Raw genomic sequence first — 16,101 nt, forward strand, 5'->3', positions numbered from 1 at the left:
CATTCCTAGTAAAATATAAATACTATATTTCAATGATAATATGAAATATTTCTTATCCTACAAAATATAATACCCAATAATACAAGTAAGATACCTTTTATGGTATTTAAAGTAAAAGAGATTTTATTAGGCTAAACAATGAAAAAATTAAAAGTAAAGCTATAGCAATATATATTATTTTTCCTATAGGATTTCCAAAATTTACAGTATAACCAATACCAAATCTCTTATCAACCATTAATGATGGGTCGTTTGGATTATTGTATATGATGCCTGCTATCCAATGTTTTTCATCATCTTCTGGAGAATAAGAAGAGTTAGACTTTAAATTTGGAGACTTAATATATGTTAACACTAAATAAATTATAACCACAAATGTTGCTATGGTCATAGCAGTTGATAAATTTGTTTTTATTGATAAAAAAGCAATGAAAAATTGTATTGTCATTAAAATCATCAATATCAAAAATAAATAACCAATTTTGTTTAGATATTTAATGTTTTCAGTTCTGCTTTCTTCAATTCTATTTGAATCTATCTTAATTCTTGACTTTATAGAACCAATAGAAGTTATATATAATAAAACGATTAAACAGAATGCAGTGCCTATTGATTTAAACACATTAAAATATGATTTTTCCATAAAAGAATTAGGTGTCCCATTTATATTCCAATTTATAACAATTAAGTTTGGCAGTTGATTATAATTAGATGCTATAAAAATACTCATTCCAAAAGCAAGTAGTATTGGTATTAAATATAATATTTTAAACCTTTTTATTATTTTATCTTTTTTATTTAAGAAATCCATATCTACTATTAATTTTGAATCCATATCTATATGACCTTCTATAGAATAAATTTCTGATTTAAACTTTTTAGCCTTTTTATGAGTATGAATATACAATAAACTTTCATATAATAAAAATCCAGTTATACTAATAAAATAGGAAAATTCTAATTTATCAGATGTAAGAACTAGAATAAAAACTAATATAAAGTCTATAATAAAACCTAAAGATAAAAGTTTTTTGAATTTCTTATCTAGCATTATAAAGTCAGTATAGTTTTTGTGTTCTTGGTCTATAGAAACTCCATAAATATGTTTATTACCTACTAAATATGGCATAAAATAAAATGTAGCATACATCAAAATTAAAATTGGGAATATTGTAAATAGACATTCAATCTTACTCATAGTATTTCACCTCATATTTGTCAAATAAAGTTGAACTTAGCGATAAAAATTCTTCTTTGCTGATACCTGATAAATAAGATTTTGCTACTAGAAGTTCTAAGTCAAGCTTATTTTTTTGACGAGTGGAATTGTCTATTTTCATTGGTAGCTTAGCAACAATAGCACCTTTTCTTCTATCAATATTTAAGAAGCCCTCTTCTTTTAGCTCATTATAAGATTTATTCACTGTATGTAAATTTACACCAATGTTTTCGGCCATACTTCTCACAGATGGAAGTGATTCGTTTATTTTCAATTCTCCTGAAGCTATAGCTTTAGTTATTTCTTCTTTAATTTGTACATAAATAGATTTATCACTATTAAAATCTAGATTTAGAACCATAAAAAACCTCCATTATGCTTTATAAATGAAAAAGACTGTTATACATATAGTATAACATAAAAAATAATATCGAACACAAAATATAAATTTATATTTGTAAAAATTGTAATTTAAAAATAACCTAATTTTTATCAAAATAATACAGATACTATCTATAGATATAAATAAAAATTAGAAAGGAGAAAAAAATATGTTAACATATTTAATGAAAAGACAAATGCATAAAAAAGATGATGGAATGAGTAAACCAATGATGTTCACAGGAGCAGTTCTTACAGGTGTGGGTGCATATGCTGTATATAAGATGGTAAAAAATCGTAAATCTAACTCTCAAATGGTTGATACAAATTATTATAGAAATAGTGACTATGATGACTATATGTATGACGAATTTGATTATGACTGTGATTGTAGAGACAAAAAACAGGATTATGAATATGAAGAATTAAAAAAAAAAGTAAAAGAATTTAATTCAAGAAGAATAAACTGTGAAAATTGTCCACATGTATCTCAGGAAGAAATGATGCAATATGTAAATAGTGTTAAAGATATAAAGAATGATATTGATGTACATGAAGACGATAAAAAAGACAATATTTACAAAGAAGAAGAATATAAGAAGTATGATGAAGAATAAATTATATTCTAAATAGTTAAATAGTTATATTAGATTATTTAACCTAAAGTTTCTAAAATGTAAGTTGTAACTTAACTTGAAGAAATTAGTATTATTCTTATGAGAGTTAAGTAATAACTTACATTTTTGTTTTTGTAAGCTTTAATAACCCTTTGTGACTATTTTGTAATTTTAGATATATTTTAGTATATAAGGTATTTGTGTATAATAAAAACTGTATAGGTAAATAATTTAAAATCAAAATGAAAAGAAAGGAAATAGTTATGTTAAAGTTATTAATAGTTGAGGATGATAGTACTATATCTTTTGGAATAAAGTATGCTTTAGAGCAAGAAGGATTTAGTGTAGATATAGCAAAGGACTTATTAAGTGGAAAAGAAATGATTTCTTCTAATGAATACAGCATGATACTTTTGGATGTGACATTACCAGATGGAACTGGTTATGAATTGTGTCAATATACAAGAGAATTCTCTCAAATTCCAATAATATTTTTGACTGCTTGTGATGAAGAAGTAAATATTGTAATGGGTCTTGATATGGGTGGAGATGATTATATAACAAAGCCTTTTAGAATTAGAGAACTAATATCTAGAATAAAAGCTGTTTTAAGAAGAAAAGGCAATACTTCAGAAGAAGCTAAAAAAATGCTTAAATTTGGGGAGTTAAATATATATACGTTAGAAGCTAGAGTATATAAAAATGAAAAAGAAATATTTCTGACATCAGTTGAATATAAACTTCTTCTAATTCTTATACAGAATAAAAATACAGTTTTAAGTAGAACTCAAATATTGGAAAAACTTTGGGATGTAACATATGATTTTGTAAATGATAATACTCTAACTGTTTATATAAAAAGACTTAGAGAAAAAATAGGTGATGACTTATGTGAGCCAATATACATAGAAACTGTAAGAGGCCTTGGTTATAAATGGATAGGAAGTGAAAATAATGTTTCTATATAATCCAGAAGTGAAGAGGTTTTTCAGTAAGTATATTGTTTTGATGTTTGTTGCTATTACTATATCTATTGGGTTTAGTATAATCAATATGAATATAACTAAAGGTATGATTGTAAAAAATAATCAAGCTATAATAGGAACACTGTCTAGTAAATATCCAAATTTAGAAAGAGAGATAGTAGATATAATAACTCAAGGAAAGTCTATAAGAAATATAGACTATGGAGAGAAAATATTAAGTAAGTATAATTATGATAAATCTATTAAAATAAACACTGAGCCTATAATTTCTAAATTAGTTTTAGATACGATAAAAATAAATATAATCTTGGTATGTATAATATTTATTTTAATATTTATATTGGTTGTTAGCTATTTTAAAGTAATGTACAATGATTTATCAGATATGACTAAGTATGTTTACTATAGTTCAGAAGGAAAACCATTTGATATGAAAAATAAAAATCAAGAAGGTCAGGTAGGTCTTTTAAAAACTGAACTATTGAAGATGACGACAATTCTTAATGAAAAGGTTGAACTTTTAAAATCAGAAAAAATATTTTTAAATAATACAATCTCTGATATATCACATCAATTAAAAACTCCTATGACTTCTTTAATAATGTTGAATGACTTGTTATATAATGATATACCATGCGAAGTAAAAATTGATTTTTTGGATAAGATAAAGAATCAACTAAATAGAATGGACTGGCTGATTAAAAGTATGCTTAAACTATCAAAAGTAGAAGCAAAAGTGATAAAGTTTAAAAAAGATAAGATAAAATTTAGTGAACTTATACATAGAGCAATACAACCAATGAAAATACCTATGGAAATTAAAAATCAAAAATTAACTATAGAAGGAAATGATAATGTATCTTATATTGGTGATATTGATTGGTCTGTGGAAGCATTAGTGAATATAATTAAAAATTGTATAGAGCATACTCCTGAATTTGGAAATATAAGTATGACATATAAAGAAAATCCATTATTTTCTGAACTAATAATAAAAGATGATGGTGAGGGAATAGATAAAAAAGATATACCACATATATTTAAACGATTTTATAGAGGAAAGAGTAGTTCAAAAGAAGATAGTGTAGGCATAGGTCTTGCAATGTCAAAATCCATAATAGAAAGCCAAAATGGAGATATCTATGTAAATAGTGAAAAAGGAAAAGGAACAGAATTCCATATAATATTTCATAAAATGTATGCTGATAATAGTGACTAATCTGTAATATTTAATTCACTTTATAGTAATAGCTAAAGTCTAATATATGAAGTATAGAATATAAATATTGGAGGTAGCCATGGAAATTTTAAGAGTAGAAAATCTAACTAAAAGTTATGGTAAAAATGAAACAAAAGTTGATGCTATAAAAAATGTAAACTTATCAATTGAAAAAGGTGAGTTTATAGCAATAACAGGTCCAAGTGGAAGTGGTAAAAGTACATTATTGCATTTGCTAGGAGGTGTTGATAGACCTACTAGTGGTAAGGTTTATATAAATGATGTGGATATCTATAATTTGAAAATTAAAGATTTAGCAATATTTAGAAGAAGAAATATAGGTCTTATATATCAATTTTATAACTTAATTCCAGTCTTAACTGTAAAGGAAAACATATTGCTTCCAGCAGAACTTGACAATAGAGATATTGACAAAGAATATTTAAATGATTTGATGAAAACATTAGGTCTAAACGATAGAGAAAAACATCTTCCAAACCAGTTATCAGGGGGTCAACAACAAAGGACTTCTATAGGACGTGCTTTGATTAATAGACCTTCTATAGTGTTGGCAGATGAACCAACAGGTAATTTAGATAGTAAAAATTCAAAAGAAATACTAGGATTATTAAAACTGTCAGTAAAGAAATACAATCAGACTCTAATAATGATAACTCATGATAAAGACATAGCACTTCAGGCTGATAGAATTATAGGTATAGAAGATGGAATTATAAAAAGTGATGAGGTGATGTAGATGAATTTATATACATCACTAACTATTAGATATTTAAAACAAAATAAAAGAAGAACTATTGTAACTATAATTGGGATAATACTTTCAACAGCTTTAATCTGTGGTATAGGAAATATATTTGAAAGTTTCATGGATTATCAAGTAAGAGAAACTATAAAAAATGATGGAAGTTTTCATGTTACATTCCATGATGTAAACAAAAAGAATATGGAATATGTAACAAAATCAGCTGAAATAGAAAAACATGCATTTACTAAGCAAATTGGATATTCTAAATTGGAAAATAGTGAGAATGGTATATTAAGTATAAAACAGTATGATAAAAATGCCATGGAGGGATATCAAATTTCTATAAAAGAAGGTAGATTGCCATCTAAAGAAGGAGAAATTGTTCTAAGTGAAAATGTTATTAATCTTATGGATGATAAATTAAAAATAGGAGACGAAATAACCTTAAAAGTAGGAGACATGTTTGATTCAAATAAGAAAAAGATTGATAACATGGTATTTCATGAAGGTGATTATATAGCAAATGAAAAGGATAGTACTTTTAAACTGGTGGGTATAATTAAAAAGCCCGGATTTGAGCTTTATGATGAGATTACAACTGCTATAACTTACTTTAATCCTATGATTGATTATAAAGGAGCAATGAACATCTCAGTAACAGTAAAAAATCCTAAAGATGTGTATAAAATAAGTAAAAAAATAAGCAAAAACATATATCCAAATAAAGATGAAGAATCAATTTCTGATATGGTAAAATACAATGAACATTTATTGAGATTACAAGGCGCCAGTAAATATGAGAATATAAATAGTTCTGTAAAATCTATAATTGCATTAGTAACTATATTAGTAATTATATGCACGATTGCTACAGTTTATAATTCTTTTAGTATTTCTATAACTGAACGAAAAAAACAGTTTGGCATATTAAATTCTATAGGTGCTACATCTAGCCAAATTAAAAGGTTAGTCTTTATAGAAGGTATTATAATTAGTTTAATTGGAATACCAATAGGACTAATATCTGGAACAATAGCTATAGACTTATTATTTAAAACTATAAATAAGTATTTTACAGAATCGATTGTTACACAGATGAGTTTACAAATAGTGTATAACCCAATAATAATTATTGTTAGTATAATAATAGTTTTATTTACAATATTTATATCAATTCTATTACCTGCAATAGCAGCTTCTAATGTTTCTCCACTTGATATAATTAAGAACAGTGGAGAGTATAAAGTGAGAAAAATTAAAGATTCAAAGCTTATTAAAATTATTTTTAAGACTGAAGGAGTACTTGCATATAAAAATATGAAAAGAAATAGAAAAAAATTCATAGTGACTCTTTTTTCTTTAATGATAAGTATAATAATATTTATATCTTTTAGTGGATTTACATTGCTTTTGTTAAGAGGTGAGGAAATTAGAAGTTCTCAAAGAAACTATGATTTGTATCTAACTGCAAAGGGTACAGCTAGACCTATTGATGATGTCATAAGTAAACTACAGGATATTCCTGAAATAAAGAACTTTGAATTCGCAACAGGTCAATCTATGTCTATAAAAGTAAGTGAAAATAAAATAAATAAATCCAAGGAGGATTTAATTAAGGAGTATTATCAACAACATAAGAGTGGAGATAGTTATGAATACGACTTTAGCAATAATGAATTAAATTTTCCAGGAGAGTTTGCAATAAAAAATAAAACAAATAATTTAGTAAAAGGCTCTTTTGATAAGGAAAAAGCAATTAAAGAAAATGGTGTGATACTAGTTAGAAAAAGCTACTTTGAATCTAGAGGTAAGAAAGGGATAGTGGAGTTAACTAATTACAAAGTTGGAGATACACTAAATTGTGAATATCTTGATGACAATGGTTCAAGTAAAAAAATGAAGATTAAAATTCTTGCGATAACTGATGAAGAACGTTTAGGAATGGGATATCAAAATATGGGCTTGCAATTTATAACTTATGATGAAGTTGCTAAAAATTTAGGTCTAAAATTAAATAAAAGTCTTATATTTATCGACTTAGGAGGAGATGTTCAGACTAAGAAGAAAATAGAATCTTTAGCTGATAAAAATAATTTTAACTTCCATGATGAAAGTGCAGGAGGAGAAGAAGAAAAACAAAATCTAAAAGTTGTCAAAATATTTGTATACGGTTTTATAGTAGTGATATCTCTAGTTAGTGTTACAAATATACTAAATACAGTAAGTACAAGTATAAATCTAAGAAAAAGAGAGCTTGCTATAATACAATCTATAGGAGTTACCCCTAATGGATTTAGAAAAATGATATATTTAGAAAGTTTTATTTATGGTATACTGTCTTTAATATTTGGGATACCAATTGGTATTGGAATGACTCTAGTTATGAATAAACTTATTTCAGGTGTAATTGAGTTTTCCCCTGTCATACCATGGGCAGCAATAGCTATATGTATAGTAAGTGTTTTTATAATAACTTTTATAGCAGCTTATATACCAATGAGTAAATTGAACAAAGAAAATATAATAGATAATATAAGAAGAGAAAGTATCTAAGTATAAAAGTAATTTTTAAATATGTAAAATATTATTAAAATCGTTTAATTTGTATAAACTATTATTATACAAATTGAACGATTTTTTATTTATATAAGAAATCTAATAAATAAATTACTAGAGGTATTTAACTATTTAGAAAGAATTGGTATTATATAAGGTAAGGGGTTAGATAAAGTATTTATAAATAAGTATAAATATTTGATTTTATTGGAAAACAAAAGAAAAAGAAGGTGATTACTATTTCTCATATAACTGCGAAGAACATGTATAAAAGTTTAGAGGAAAGAATAAACAAGTTTCCACAAGGTGCTCCACCATCAGATACATTATACAAAATACTAAATGTATTATATACAGAACAAGAAGCGAAATTAGTAGCTCAGCTTCCAATAAAGCCTTTTAGAGTAAAAACAGCAGCTAAAATCTGGAGTATAAGTGAAAGTGAAGCATATAGAGTATTAGATAAACTTGCAAGTAAGGCTCTGATACTAGATATAGAAGATAATAAAGGGAAAAAATATATAATGCCTCCTCCAATGGCTGGCTTTTTTGAGTTTGCTATGATGAGAACAAGACATGATATAGACCAAAAATTTTTAGCAGAACTTTACTATCAATATATGAATGTAGAGGAAGATTTTATTAAAGACTTATTTTATTCAACAGAAACAAAGCTTGGAAGAGTGTATGTTCAAGAGGAAGTTTTGACTAATGATAATGAAGTTAGTATTTTAGATTACGAAAGAGCTACTCATATAATCGATGAATCGACTCATATAGGTGTAAGTATGTGTTACTGTAGACATAGAATGCAACATGTTGGCAAAGCTTGTGATGCTCCTATGGATATATGTATGACATTTGACAATGTAGCAAATTCTTTAATAAATAATAAGTTTGCAAGACGTGTAGATAAAGTAGAATGTAAAGAGTTACTTCATCAAGCATATGAGCATAACTTAGTTCAATGTGGAGAAAATGTTAGAAAAGGAGTTACATTTATATGTAATTGCTGTGGCTGTTGTTGTGAGGCATTAGTAGCAGCTAAAAGATTTGGAAATCTTCATCCAGTACAGACAACTAGTTTTATACCAAATATAAACCATGAAAGTTGTGTAAAATGTGGAAAGTGTATAACTGCATGTCCTATAGATGCAATAAGCAAGGTCAAGGAAAATGATAAAGAATATATAAAAATTGATGAGGATAGATGTCTAGGTTGTGGAGTTTGTGTTAGAAATTGCCATAAAAATAGTATTATGTTATTAAAGAGAGATGAAAAGATAATAACTCCAGCAAACTCAGTACATAGAGCAGTTCTAATGGCAATTGAAAAAGGGCAATTACAAAATCTAATTTTTGATAATAATGCCTTAGCTAGTCATAGAGCTATGGGAGCTATACTATCAGCTATCTTAAAACTTGAACCAGCTAAAAAGATTTTAGCTAGTAAGCAATTAAAGTCAGTGTATTTAGATAAACTATTGAGTATGAATGATAAATAGATAAAAAAGGGCTATATTTAAGTAATATTACTTAAATATAGCCCTTTTTAACATGTTAAGCTATTTCTTTGATTTGTTTAAATGAATTCTCATTTCCATTTCCACCAATTTGTGTTACAGATTTAAATCTCATAGTTTTAAATAGTTCTTTTTGATTATAATCTAATAAATTTCCTACTAATATTACAGGAGACTTAGTTTTTCCAGCTAAAACTCCAACAGATAATCCATCTATTAAATCATCTTGTTTATTGATTCCGTTTTTTGCAACGTATAAGTTGTCTATCTTAGAATCTTTATAAAATTCTTTTATTACTTTTGCATTAGTTTCATTTCTAGTGCTACCTGATATTCTTTGTGGATTTTGAAGTTTACTTTCTATATTTTTAGAAACTGTGTATTCTCCACCAATTACATAAGACTTCTCAATTTTTTTGTTTTTAAACAAGTTGTTTATTTCATCTATATTACTGTTTTCATTAGTAAGTATTATAGGCATATCATTTTGAGCTGATACAGCTCCAATGCTTACTGCATCGGCTAATCCTTTTTCACCATTAACTACTGAAATCTTTGATATGTTACTAATATTATTCAATTCTTTAGCAATGTTCATAGAAGTTTGATATCTATCATTTCCTGAAATTCTAGATACAGAAATATTATTTGATTTTATAGTATCTAATGATTTTTCATTTACAGAAGCTTCTCCACCAACTACGTACACATTTTTTACTTTTAATCTTTTCAATTCAGTCAAAGTTTTTTCATTTATTTGAGAGCTTCCAGTTAATAATATAGGAGCATTTTTCTTATATGCAAGTGGTGTTGCAGCTAAAGCATCTGCAATTGCTGAGTCATTTATTAAAACTGCATTTTCAGCATTTTCCCAACCTGCTTGACTTATTTTAATAGAAGTTTCATATCTATCAGTTCCTGTAAGTGTACTTGCATTTACTTCATCTTGATACGCAACTTCAAATTTAGCATTTGGACTTCCTGAGAAAACAATTACGCCTCCTTTTGGCAATCTAACTCTATTATTTTTTGTAACTAAAGAATAGTTTACAGGAACTCCTTTATCATCATAAACAGCAAAAGACGAATTTTGAGGAAGATTAACTTCTATTTTTTTATTTGCTATATCGTCACCAATTTTATACCATTTTGCATAACCATTAGATGCTAACTCACATGTAAAAGATTTTTCTGATGGTAAATTAGTTATAGAATCTTCACTAACATATGTCTGTGTGGCAAAAGTTAAATACTCTGTACCATTTTCTTTATGAAGTTTAATATCAGCTAAGTCACGTCCCATCACACCAGGTATTTCTATAAAAGCATTTGAGTTATTTTCATCTGCTATTTTAGTATTAGCTATATAACCAGGAGTTCCGTCAGAAAGACCAAGAACTGCTTTTACAGAACCAAACATATAGTGTTGAGAAGTATATTTTTCATCTACTATATAGTAGCCTTTATCATTCCTTTTTTTCCATGCTTCTTTTACGCTATCTGATATATCATTATTATCTACTCTTTGAGCTACATAATACAAACTTGCCGTTTGACCTAATCCAGGGACATCATCGTAAGAGCTCATATTTAAATATGTAATATTATTTTTTTCTTTTACAAATTTTAAGCAACTATTACCCTTTTCAGATACAAATCTATCTTGACCTATGTATACATACTTATCTTCAGGTCCATTTTCTAGATAAGGAGAAGACACTGTTAAAGTACCATTATCATTAACGTCAATTTTTATCATATTTGAAGAAGCGTAAAGACCACTGTTTTCTTTTAAATAACTTGGCATTTTAACTTGTTGTGGTTTACTGAATGTTTTATCAGGTTTTATTTCTTTAATTTTACCTTTTTCTTTTAGAGCAGATAGTAAAAGTTCTTGTCCAATTATTTCATTAAGTTGACTACTTCCACCAGAAGAAACAACTGCAACTGCCATATTTTCATCTGGAAGCACTGTAAGATTACTGTGGAATAGTAAAGAGTCTCCACCTTTTGTAAGAGCCTTTAAGTTATATTGATTAAATGGATAAGTGTTTACACAATCCCATCCTAAGCCATATCCAAGTATAGAATCTTCTCCCTCAGGCCATAGACCGTTTAAATATTCTTTATTTTCCATAGCTTTTATTGAAGAAGGTGAAAGAATACCATTTGAATTTTTCATAAATGTTTGTGCAAATGTACATAGATTTTCTGCACTTGAATATAAACCACCAGCACCTATAGTATTAAAATTATCTTGTGGTACAGCATCTTCAAAATAAGGTACATAGGCTTTTGCAAGTCTTGAGCTGTCAAAACTATCTTCTGGAGTTTTTGTATTTTGTAAATTAAGTGGACTGCTTATGTACTTGTCAATAAAATTAGTAAATGGCATACCAGATACTTTTTCCACTAAAATTTCAGCTAAAGTAAATCCATCATTACAATAAACAGAAAAAGCTCCTGGTTTAGCTTTTAATCTTTGTTTCTTTAATTCTTCTAGGAAACTATCGTGACCATAAGAATCATTGTCTCCCAATAAAAGCGCATTTTTTAAAGAACTTCCCATCAATCCTGATGAGTGGTTTAATAACATTCTTGGAGTGATTTCCTTGTATCTCTCATCAGCCATTTTAAACTCAGGTATATAATTTACAACAGGAGTATCTAATTTTACTTTTCCCTCTTCTACTAACTTCATAACAGCAGTAGTAGTAAATATTTTACTGATAGATGCAATATTATACATATTATCCTTAGTTAAATTTTTATTATCTTGTCTACTGTAGACTCCACCATTACCAGAAATCTCAATTTTACCATTATCAATCAAAGCATATTGAGCATTTTCAATTCCATACTTAGATAATAAAGTTTTAATTTTCTCTTTAGCAAGAGCTTTAGTTTTTGGATAAGATTCTGAGTTTTTGCTATAATCATTTAGCTTTATGTCAGAACTTTGATATTTCTCCGAGTTATCTTTTATATTACTATCAGCAAAAGTAATATTTGGAGCAGCAGTAAATAACATACTCAATACTAATGTACTAGATAATAATTTAGAGAGCCTTTGCTTAAACATATTACACTACCTCTTTTCCCTTTTAATAATTTATAATTAGCATAACATTCTTAATTATTTAAATCAACAGATTATTATTAATAAAAAATTTTTAATAAGTATACCTTTTTGTATAGCTGAGAAAAATAAAAAAGAATATTTGTTGCTGTATGAAGAATAAAGGGTATAAGTAACATATACAAATAAAATGGAGGAATCTTAGACATATGTACAAGAATATAAATAAGAAACAACTTAAAGAAATGATGAAAAATGAAAATGATATTTTATTACTAGATGTAAGAACTAAAGATGAATTTAGAGAATGTAAAATAGAAGATGCTATAAATATATCTTTACAGGAGCTAATCAATAATATAGATGAAATTTATGAGTATAAAGATAAGAAAGTAGTGGTTTATTGTAGAAGTGGTCATAGAAGTGTTACTGCATGCAATTTATTAGCTGAGGAAGGATTTGAACATCTGTATAATTTAAACTCAGGAATAATTGATTATCTTAATTAAATTATGTAAGTTATATTGAATACTGAATATATCCCTGTTTATTAAGCAGGGATATATTTAGATGTTCATAAGATAACTTAGGAACGAACAAATTTTTTCTGCTTTTTCATTATTGGAAATATCTTTGCGCAATAATATACCTTGTTGACCATATATACAAAAGTATGTTGTTGTATCAATATCAGGGATATTAATTTCTCCTCGTGAGTTAGCTAATTCAAGTTGTTTTTTTACTATAGGAATAAGTTTTTCACAAATTTTTAAAGATAATTGGTCATGAATTTTTTTACTCTTTTCTCCATGGCATACTTTATAGTAAAGGTTATCATCAGTTTCTATATCAATAAATATAGGAACTTCTTCAATAATTTGTTTTAATGTTTTATCTGCATTGTCTATAATAGTGGACATTTTGTCCACTAAAGTCTGTGCATAGTAGTCTATAGCACTGTCAAATAGGTTTTCTTTTGATGGAAAATAACGATAACATAATCCTTGTGCAACATTCATATGTTTTGCAATATCAGTTATAGAAGTTTTCTCATATCCATTTTCATAAAACAATTTTATTGCAGTATCTAAAATTTCTTGTTTACGTTCACTTGGTTCTTTAGTAATACGTGCCATATAGTATCCTCCTTATAATTTCAAGTACATAATAACATAAGGAATTTTTAAAGTCAATGAATGAATATCAGTCATTTAAATTACATAATAAATTTTAATTTTGAAGTTAAAAAAGGTAGTAACTGAGAAGTTACTACCTTCAATATAAATATTAAGTACTATTTCTAAAAAATATATTTAAATACAGAATTGATTTTTTAATGACCAGTTAAATTACTATCACCAAATTTATCATTGAATGGTTTTATAATTCTGTTTATAGGTCCTTTTAGAAGTACATTTAAACAAATAGATAGAATCATAAATAACAACAGAACTAATATATCTTTAGTTAAATTTGGAGCATATATACCACCTACTGCTTCTCTTGTAGCGCCTATTGCATAGGTAAATGGCATTATAGGGTTTATTCTTTGGAAAAATGTAGGTGTAACCTGTATAGGGAATGTACCACCAGAAGAACCAATCTGAACTACTAATAGTACTATTGCAATTGCTTTTCCTACATTTCCAAATACAGAAACTAAAGAATAAACAATAAAGTTAAATACCATACTAGTAAACATAAGCAGAAGTATCAATAAAATTGGATGCTTTGCTGTTACTCCTAATAATAGTATATCTCCAGTTCCGATTATGAAGCCTTGAATAAGAGCTATACTTAGAAAAGTAAGACCTCTTCCAAAATAAATTTCATATGGCTTATAGTTTCCATGTACAGATGTAGATAATAATGCAGAAAGAAGCAATATACCTACCCATGTAGAAAGAACACTATAAAATGGTGTCATTGCAGAACCATAATTTTCAATTGGATATAATTTTTCTGTTTTCACTTCAACAGGTTCCTTTAAGAAGTTAGACTTGGTTAATATATCACTTTCAAGTAAGCTGACTAATTTTTTCATATCTTCACCATTACTAATCTTACTTAAATTATTAATCAAGTCATCCAACATTCCTTTTGCTAGAGGAAGTTTTTCTCTTATTAATGATATACTTTCCTGTGCATTTCCTGATAGACTTAGAGAAGTAGTCAGTATTTCTTCAACCTTTGGAAGTTTTGCTTCTGCCTTGTCTAGTACAGTGATTATATCATTTGCTACTTTTATACTGTTTGAAAATATGCTATTTATAGGTTTTGATATTTTTGAATCAAAATTATTTAAAATATTTAAATTAATTCTTCCGATACCATTTGATAAACTTAAAACGTTATTTAATGCACTTATAGATGGTTGTTGCCCAGATATAACCTTGTTTTTAATGTCATTCAATGTTGATATAGAAGAATCTATTTTATTGTTAGAGTCTTCTAAGTTATCTATTACATCATCCAATCGATGGTTTGATGTAAGCTGATTTAATTTAGTTAAAAAGTCTTCTAATGTATCATTTAAAGCTTGTAAATTAGAAAGCTTTTCTGATAAATTATCTATCAACTTAGGTACATCTTCGCTTCCATTATTTACGGCATCAATTAAATTTAGTGTAAGAGAAGAAGCAGAAGATGAAAGGTCAACCATTAAATTTAAATCAGATTTTATAAGAGGAGAAAGTTCATCTAAATTATCATTTGTATCCTCTAAGAATTTCTTTAAATCATTTGATAACAGTTTTGTATCATTTAAAGTCTTTTTAATTGTAGGTAAATCTGATTTAATATCTTTAACTGTATCAGACAACTTTGAAGTAGCATCAGAGGCTAAATCAACAGTCTTATTTATATGGTCGAATCTCTTTTGAAGGTCGATAAGAGAACTTTCAACCTTTGTTAATTTTGGAAGACTGTGTTCAATTCCTGCACCAACTCCATTTGATATACCAAGAACAATTTCACTTACTGTTTTCACTATAGTCTGATTAACTTGCAACTGTATTGTAGAAGCACCTTTATCAGTAATTTTTGGTGCAACTGCATTTATTTTTTCATTTACTGTATAAATAATTTCACCTTTTTTAACATCATCTGTAATTAATGATGTTAAATCTTTTGTAAAATTCTTTGGAATTTTAAGTGATGCATAATAAGTACCTTTTTTAACACCTTCAAGAGCGGTTTTTTCATCTACAAATTGCCAACCTAAACTTTTATTATCCTTAAGTTGTTCAATTAATTGGTCTCCTACATTAATCTTCTGACCTGCTATTTCATTTCCTTTATCTTCATTTGTTACTGCTACAAGCATATTAGCGGTACTTCCATAAGGGTCCCAAGATGCCTTTATATTGAACCAGGCATACAAAGAAGGTAAAAAAGCAAGTCCGACAACTATTACAAGTACTGCATAATTTCCACGTATATCTTTTAGGTCATTTTTAAAAATTTCTAATATATTTTTTAAACCATTTGAAGGTTTTAAATTCTTGATATTATTCCAGTTTAAAACTTCTTTTAAACTATTAGTTTTTTTCAAATGTCTCACCTCCTAAAATATTTTGATAGAGAAAAAGTTAGATTTATAATCAATTTTAAATTATATTACTTTTTACACAAATAGTAAAGTTAAAGTTTTGTCTTAATTTTAATACATATATATTATATATAATAGTATGCTATAAATATATATAAATATAGGAAATAAAAACAAATAATTTATAAAGTGTATAGTATAAAAT

The 16,101-nt window shown here is 26.9% G+C and carries 12 protein-coding genes; 7 read left to right on the forward strand and 5 right to left on the reverse strand.

The window, feature by feature from the left end:
- Positions 1 to 106: 106 nt before the first annotated feature.
- Together KGF38_RS14695 and KGF38_RS14700 are read right to left on the reverse strand one after the other, a co-directional pair.
- Entirely contained in the window at positions 107 to 1,198 is a 1,092-nt protein-coding gene (locus KGF38_RS14695) for a DUF5808 domain-containing protein (protein ID WP_054269943.1), read from the reverse strand.
- The gene (locus tag KGF38_RS14700) at positions 1,191 to 1,580 is read right to left on the reverse strand and encodes a GntR family transcriptional regulator (protein WP_054269944.1); all 390 of its coding nucleotides are present in this window, start codon (positions 1,578 to 1,580) and stop codon (positions 1,191 to 1,193) included. The genes KGF38_RS14695 and KGF38_RS14700 overlap by 8 nt, the downstream gene beginning before the upstream one ends.
- A 190-nt stretch (positions 1,581 to 1,770) precedes the next feature.
- Between KGF38_RS14700 and KGF38_RS14705 the strand changes: the two genes are divergently transcribed.
- The 6 genes from KGF38_RS14705 (at position 1,771) to KGF38_RS14730 (ending at position 9,249) form a co-directional block, all read left to right on the forward strand.
- The gene (locus KGF38_RS14705) at positions 1,771 to 2,217 is read left to right on the forward strand and encodes a hypothetical protein (protein ID WP_054269945.1); all 447 of its coding nucleotides are present in this window, start codon (positions 1,771 to 1,773) and stop codon (positions 2,215 to 2,217) included.
- A gap of 242 nt (positions 2,218 to 2,459) precedes the next feature.
- Positions 2,460 to 3,185 (forward strand): response regulator transcription factor, encoded by a 726-nt coding sequence (locus KGF38_RS14710; RefSeq protein WP_407814104.1) that lies wholly within the window; start codon positions 2,460 to 2,462, stop codon positions 3,183 to 3,185.
- Positions 3,172 to 4,422, forward strand: a complete 1,251-nt coding sequence (locus KGF38_RS14715; protein ID WP_054269947.1) for a sensor histidine kinase — start codon at positions 3,172 to 3,174, stop codon at positions 4,420 to 4,422. The genes KGF38_RS14710 and KGF38_RS14715 overlap by 14 nt, the downstream gene beginning before the upstream one ends.
- 79 nt (positions 4,423 to 4,501) lie before the next feature.
- Positions 4,502 to 5,179 (forward strand): ABC transporter ATP-binding protein, encoded by a 678-nt coding sequence (locus KGF38_RS14720; RefSeq protein ID WP_054269948.1) that lies wholly within the window; start codon positions 4,502 to 4,504, stop codon positions 5,177 to 5,179.
- Positions 5,180 to 7,741, forward strand: coding sequence for an ABC transporter permease (locus tag KGF38_RS14725; protein WP_054269949.1), 2,562 nt, complete (start codon positions 5,180 to 5,182; stop codon positions 7,739 to 7,741). It abuts the gene before it with no gap.
- 233 nt (positions 7,742 to 7,974) lie between these two features.
- On the forward strand, positions 7,975 to 9,249 hold the full coding sequence (locus KGF38_RS14730; protein WP_074178977.1) for a 4Fe-4S dicluster-binding protein: 1,275 nt from the start codon (positions 7,975 to 7,977) through the stop codon (positions 9,247 to 9,249).
- Between the two features lie 55 nt (positions 9,250 to 9,304).
- Here KGF38_RS14730 and KGF38_RS14735 read toward each other — a convergent pair whose 3' ends face one another.
- Positions 9,305 to 12,349, reverse strand: coding sequence for a serine hydrolase (locus KGF38_RS14735; protein WP_054269950.1), 3,045 nt, complete (start codon positions 12,347 to 12,349; stop codon positions 9,305 to 9,307).
- 206 nt (positions 12,350 to 12,555) lie between these two features.
- Here KGF38_RS14735 and KGF38_RS14740 point away from each other — a divergent pair, with 206 nt between their 5' ends.
- The gene (locus tag KGF38_RS14740; protein ID WP_054276420.1) at positions 12,556 to 12,855 is read left to right on the forward strand and encodes a rhodanese-like domain-containing protein; all 300 of its coding nucleotides are present in this window, start codon (positions 12,556 to 12,558) and stop codon (positions 12,853 to 12,855) included.
- A gap of 57 nt (positions 12,856 to 12,912) precedes the next feature.
- Here KGF38_RS14740 and KGF38_RS14745 read toward each other — a convergent pair whose 3' ends face one another.
- Together KGF38_RS14745 and KGF38_RS14750 are read right to left on the reverse strand one after the other, a co-directional pair.
- Complete coding sequence (locus KGF38_RS14745) at positions 12,913 to 13,482, reverse strand: TetR/AcrR family transcriptional regulator (protein ID WP_074178978.1); 570 nt, start codon at positions 13,480 to 13,482, stop codon at positions 12,913 to 12,915.
- A 197-nt stretch (positions 13,483 to 13,679) separates the two neighbouring features.
- Positions 13,680 to 15,908, reverse strand: a complete 2,229-nt coding sequence (locus KGF38_RS14750) for a YhgE/Pip domain-containing protein (protein WP_176702481.1) — start codon at positions 15,906 to 15,908, stop codon at positions 13,680 to 13,682.
- Positions 15,909 to 16,101 lie beyond the last annotated feature (193 nt).

Origin of the sequence: Clostridioides sp. ZZV14-6387 (assembly GCF_020657835.1) — a bacterium.
Taxonomy (GTDB): domain Bacteria; phylum Bacillota; class Clostridia; order Peptostreptococcales; family Peptostreptococcaceae; genus Clostridioides; species Clostridioides difficile_A.

Coding starts and splice junctions, on each gene's coding strand:
- KGF38_RS14725 (WP_054269949.1), top strand. CDS start 5,180: ATGAATTTATATACATCACTAACTATTAGATATTTAAAACAAAATAAA.
- KGF38_RS14745 (WP_074178978.1), bottom strand. CDS start 13,482: ATGGCACGTATTACTAAAGAACCAAGTGAACGTAAACAAGAAATTTTA.
- KGF38_RS14735 (WP_054269950.1), bottom strand. CDS start 12,349: ATGTTTAAGCAAAGGCTCTCTAAATTATTATCTAGTACATTAGTATTG.
- KGF38_RS14710 (WP_407814104.1), top strand. CDS start 2,460: ATGAAAAGAAAGGAAATAGTTATGTTAAAGTTATTAATAGTTGAGGAT.
- KGF38_RS14700 (WP_054269944.1), bottom strand. CDS start 1,580: ATGGTTCTAAATCTAGATTTTAATAGTGATAAATCTATTTATGTACAA.
- KGF38_RS14740 (WP_054276420.1), top strand. CDS start 12,556: ATGTACAAGAATATAAATAAGAAACAACTTAAAGAAATGATGAAAAAT.
- KGF38_RS14695 (WP_054269943.1), bottom strand. CDS start 1,198: ATGAGTAAGATTGAATGTCTATTTACAATATTCCCAATTTTAATTTTG.
- KGF38_RS14720 (WP_054269948.1), top strand. CDS start 4,502: ATGGAAATTTTAAGAGTAGAAAATCTAACTAAAAGTTATGGTAAAAAT.
- KGF38_RS14715 (WP_054269947.1), top strand. CDS start 3,172: ATGTTTCTATATAATCCAGAAGTGAAGAGGTTTTTCAGTAAGTATATT.
- KGF38_RS14705 (WP_054269945.1), top strand. CDS start 1,771: ATGTTAACATATTTAATGAAAAGACAAATGCATAAAAAAGATGATGGA.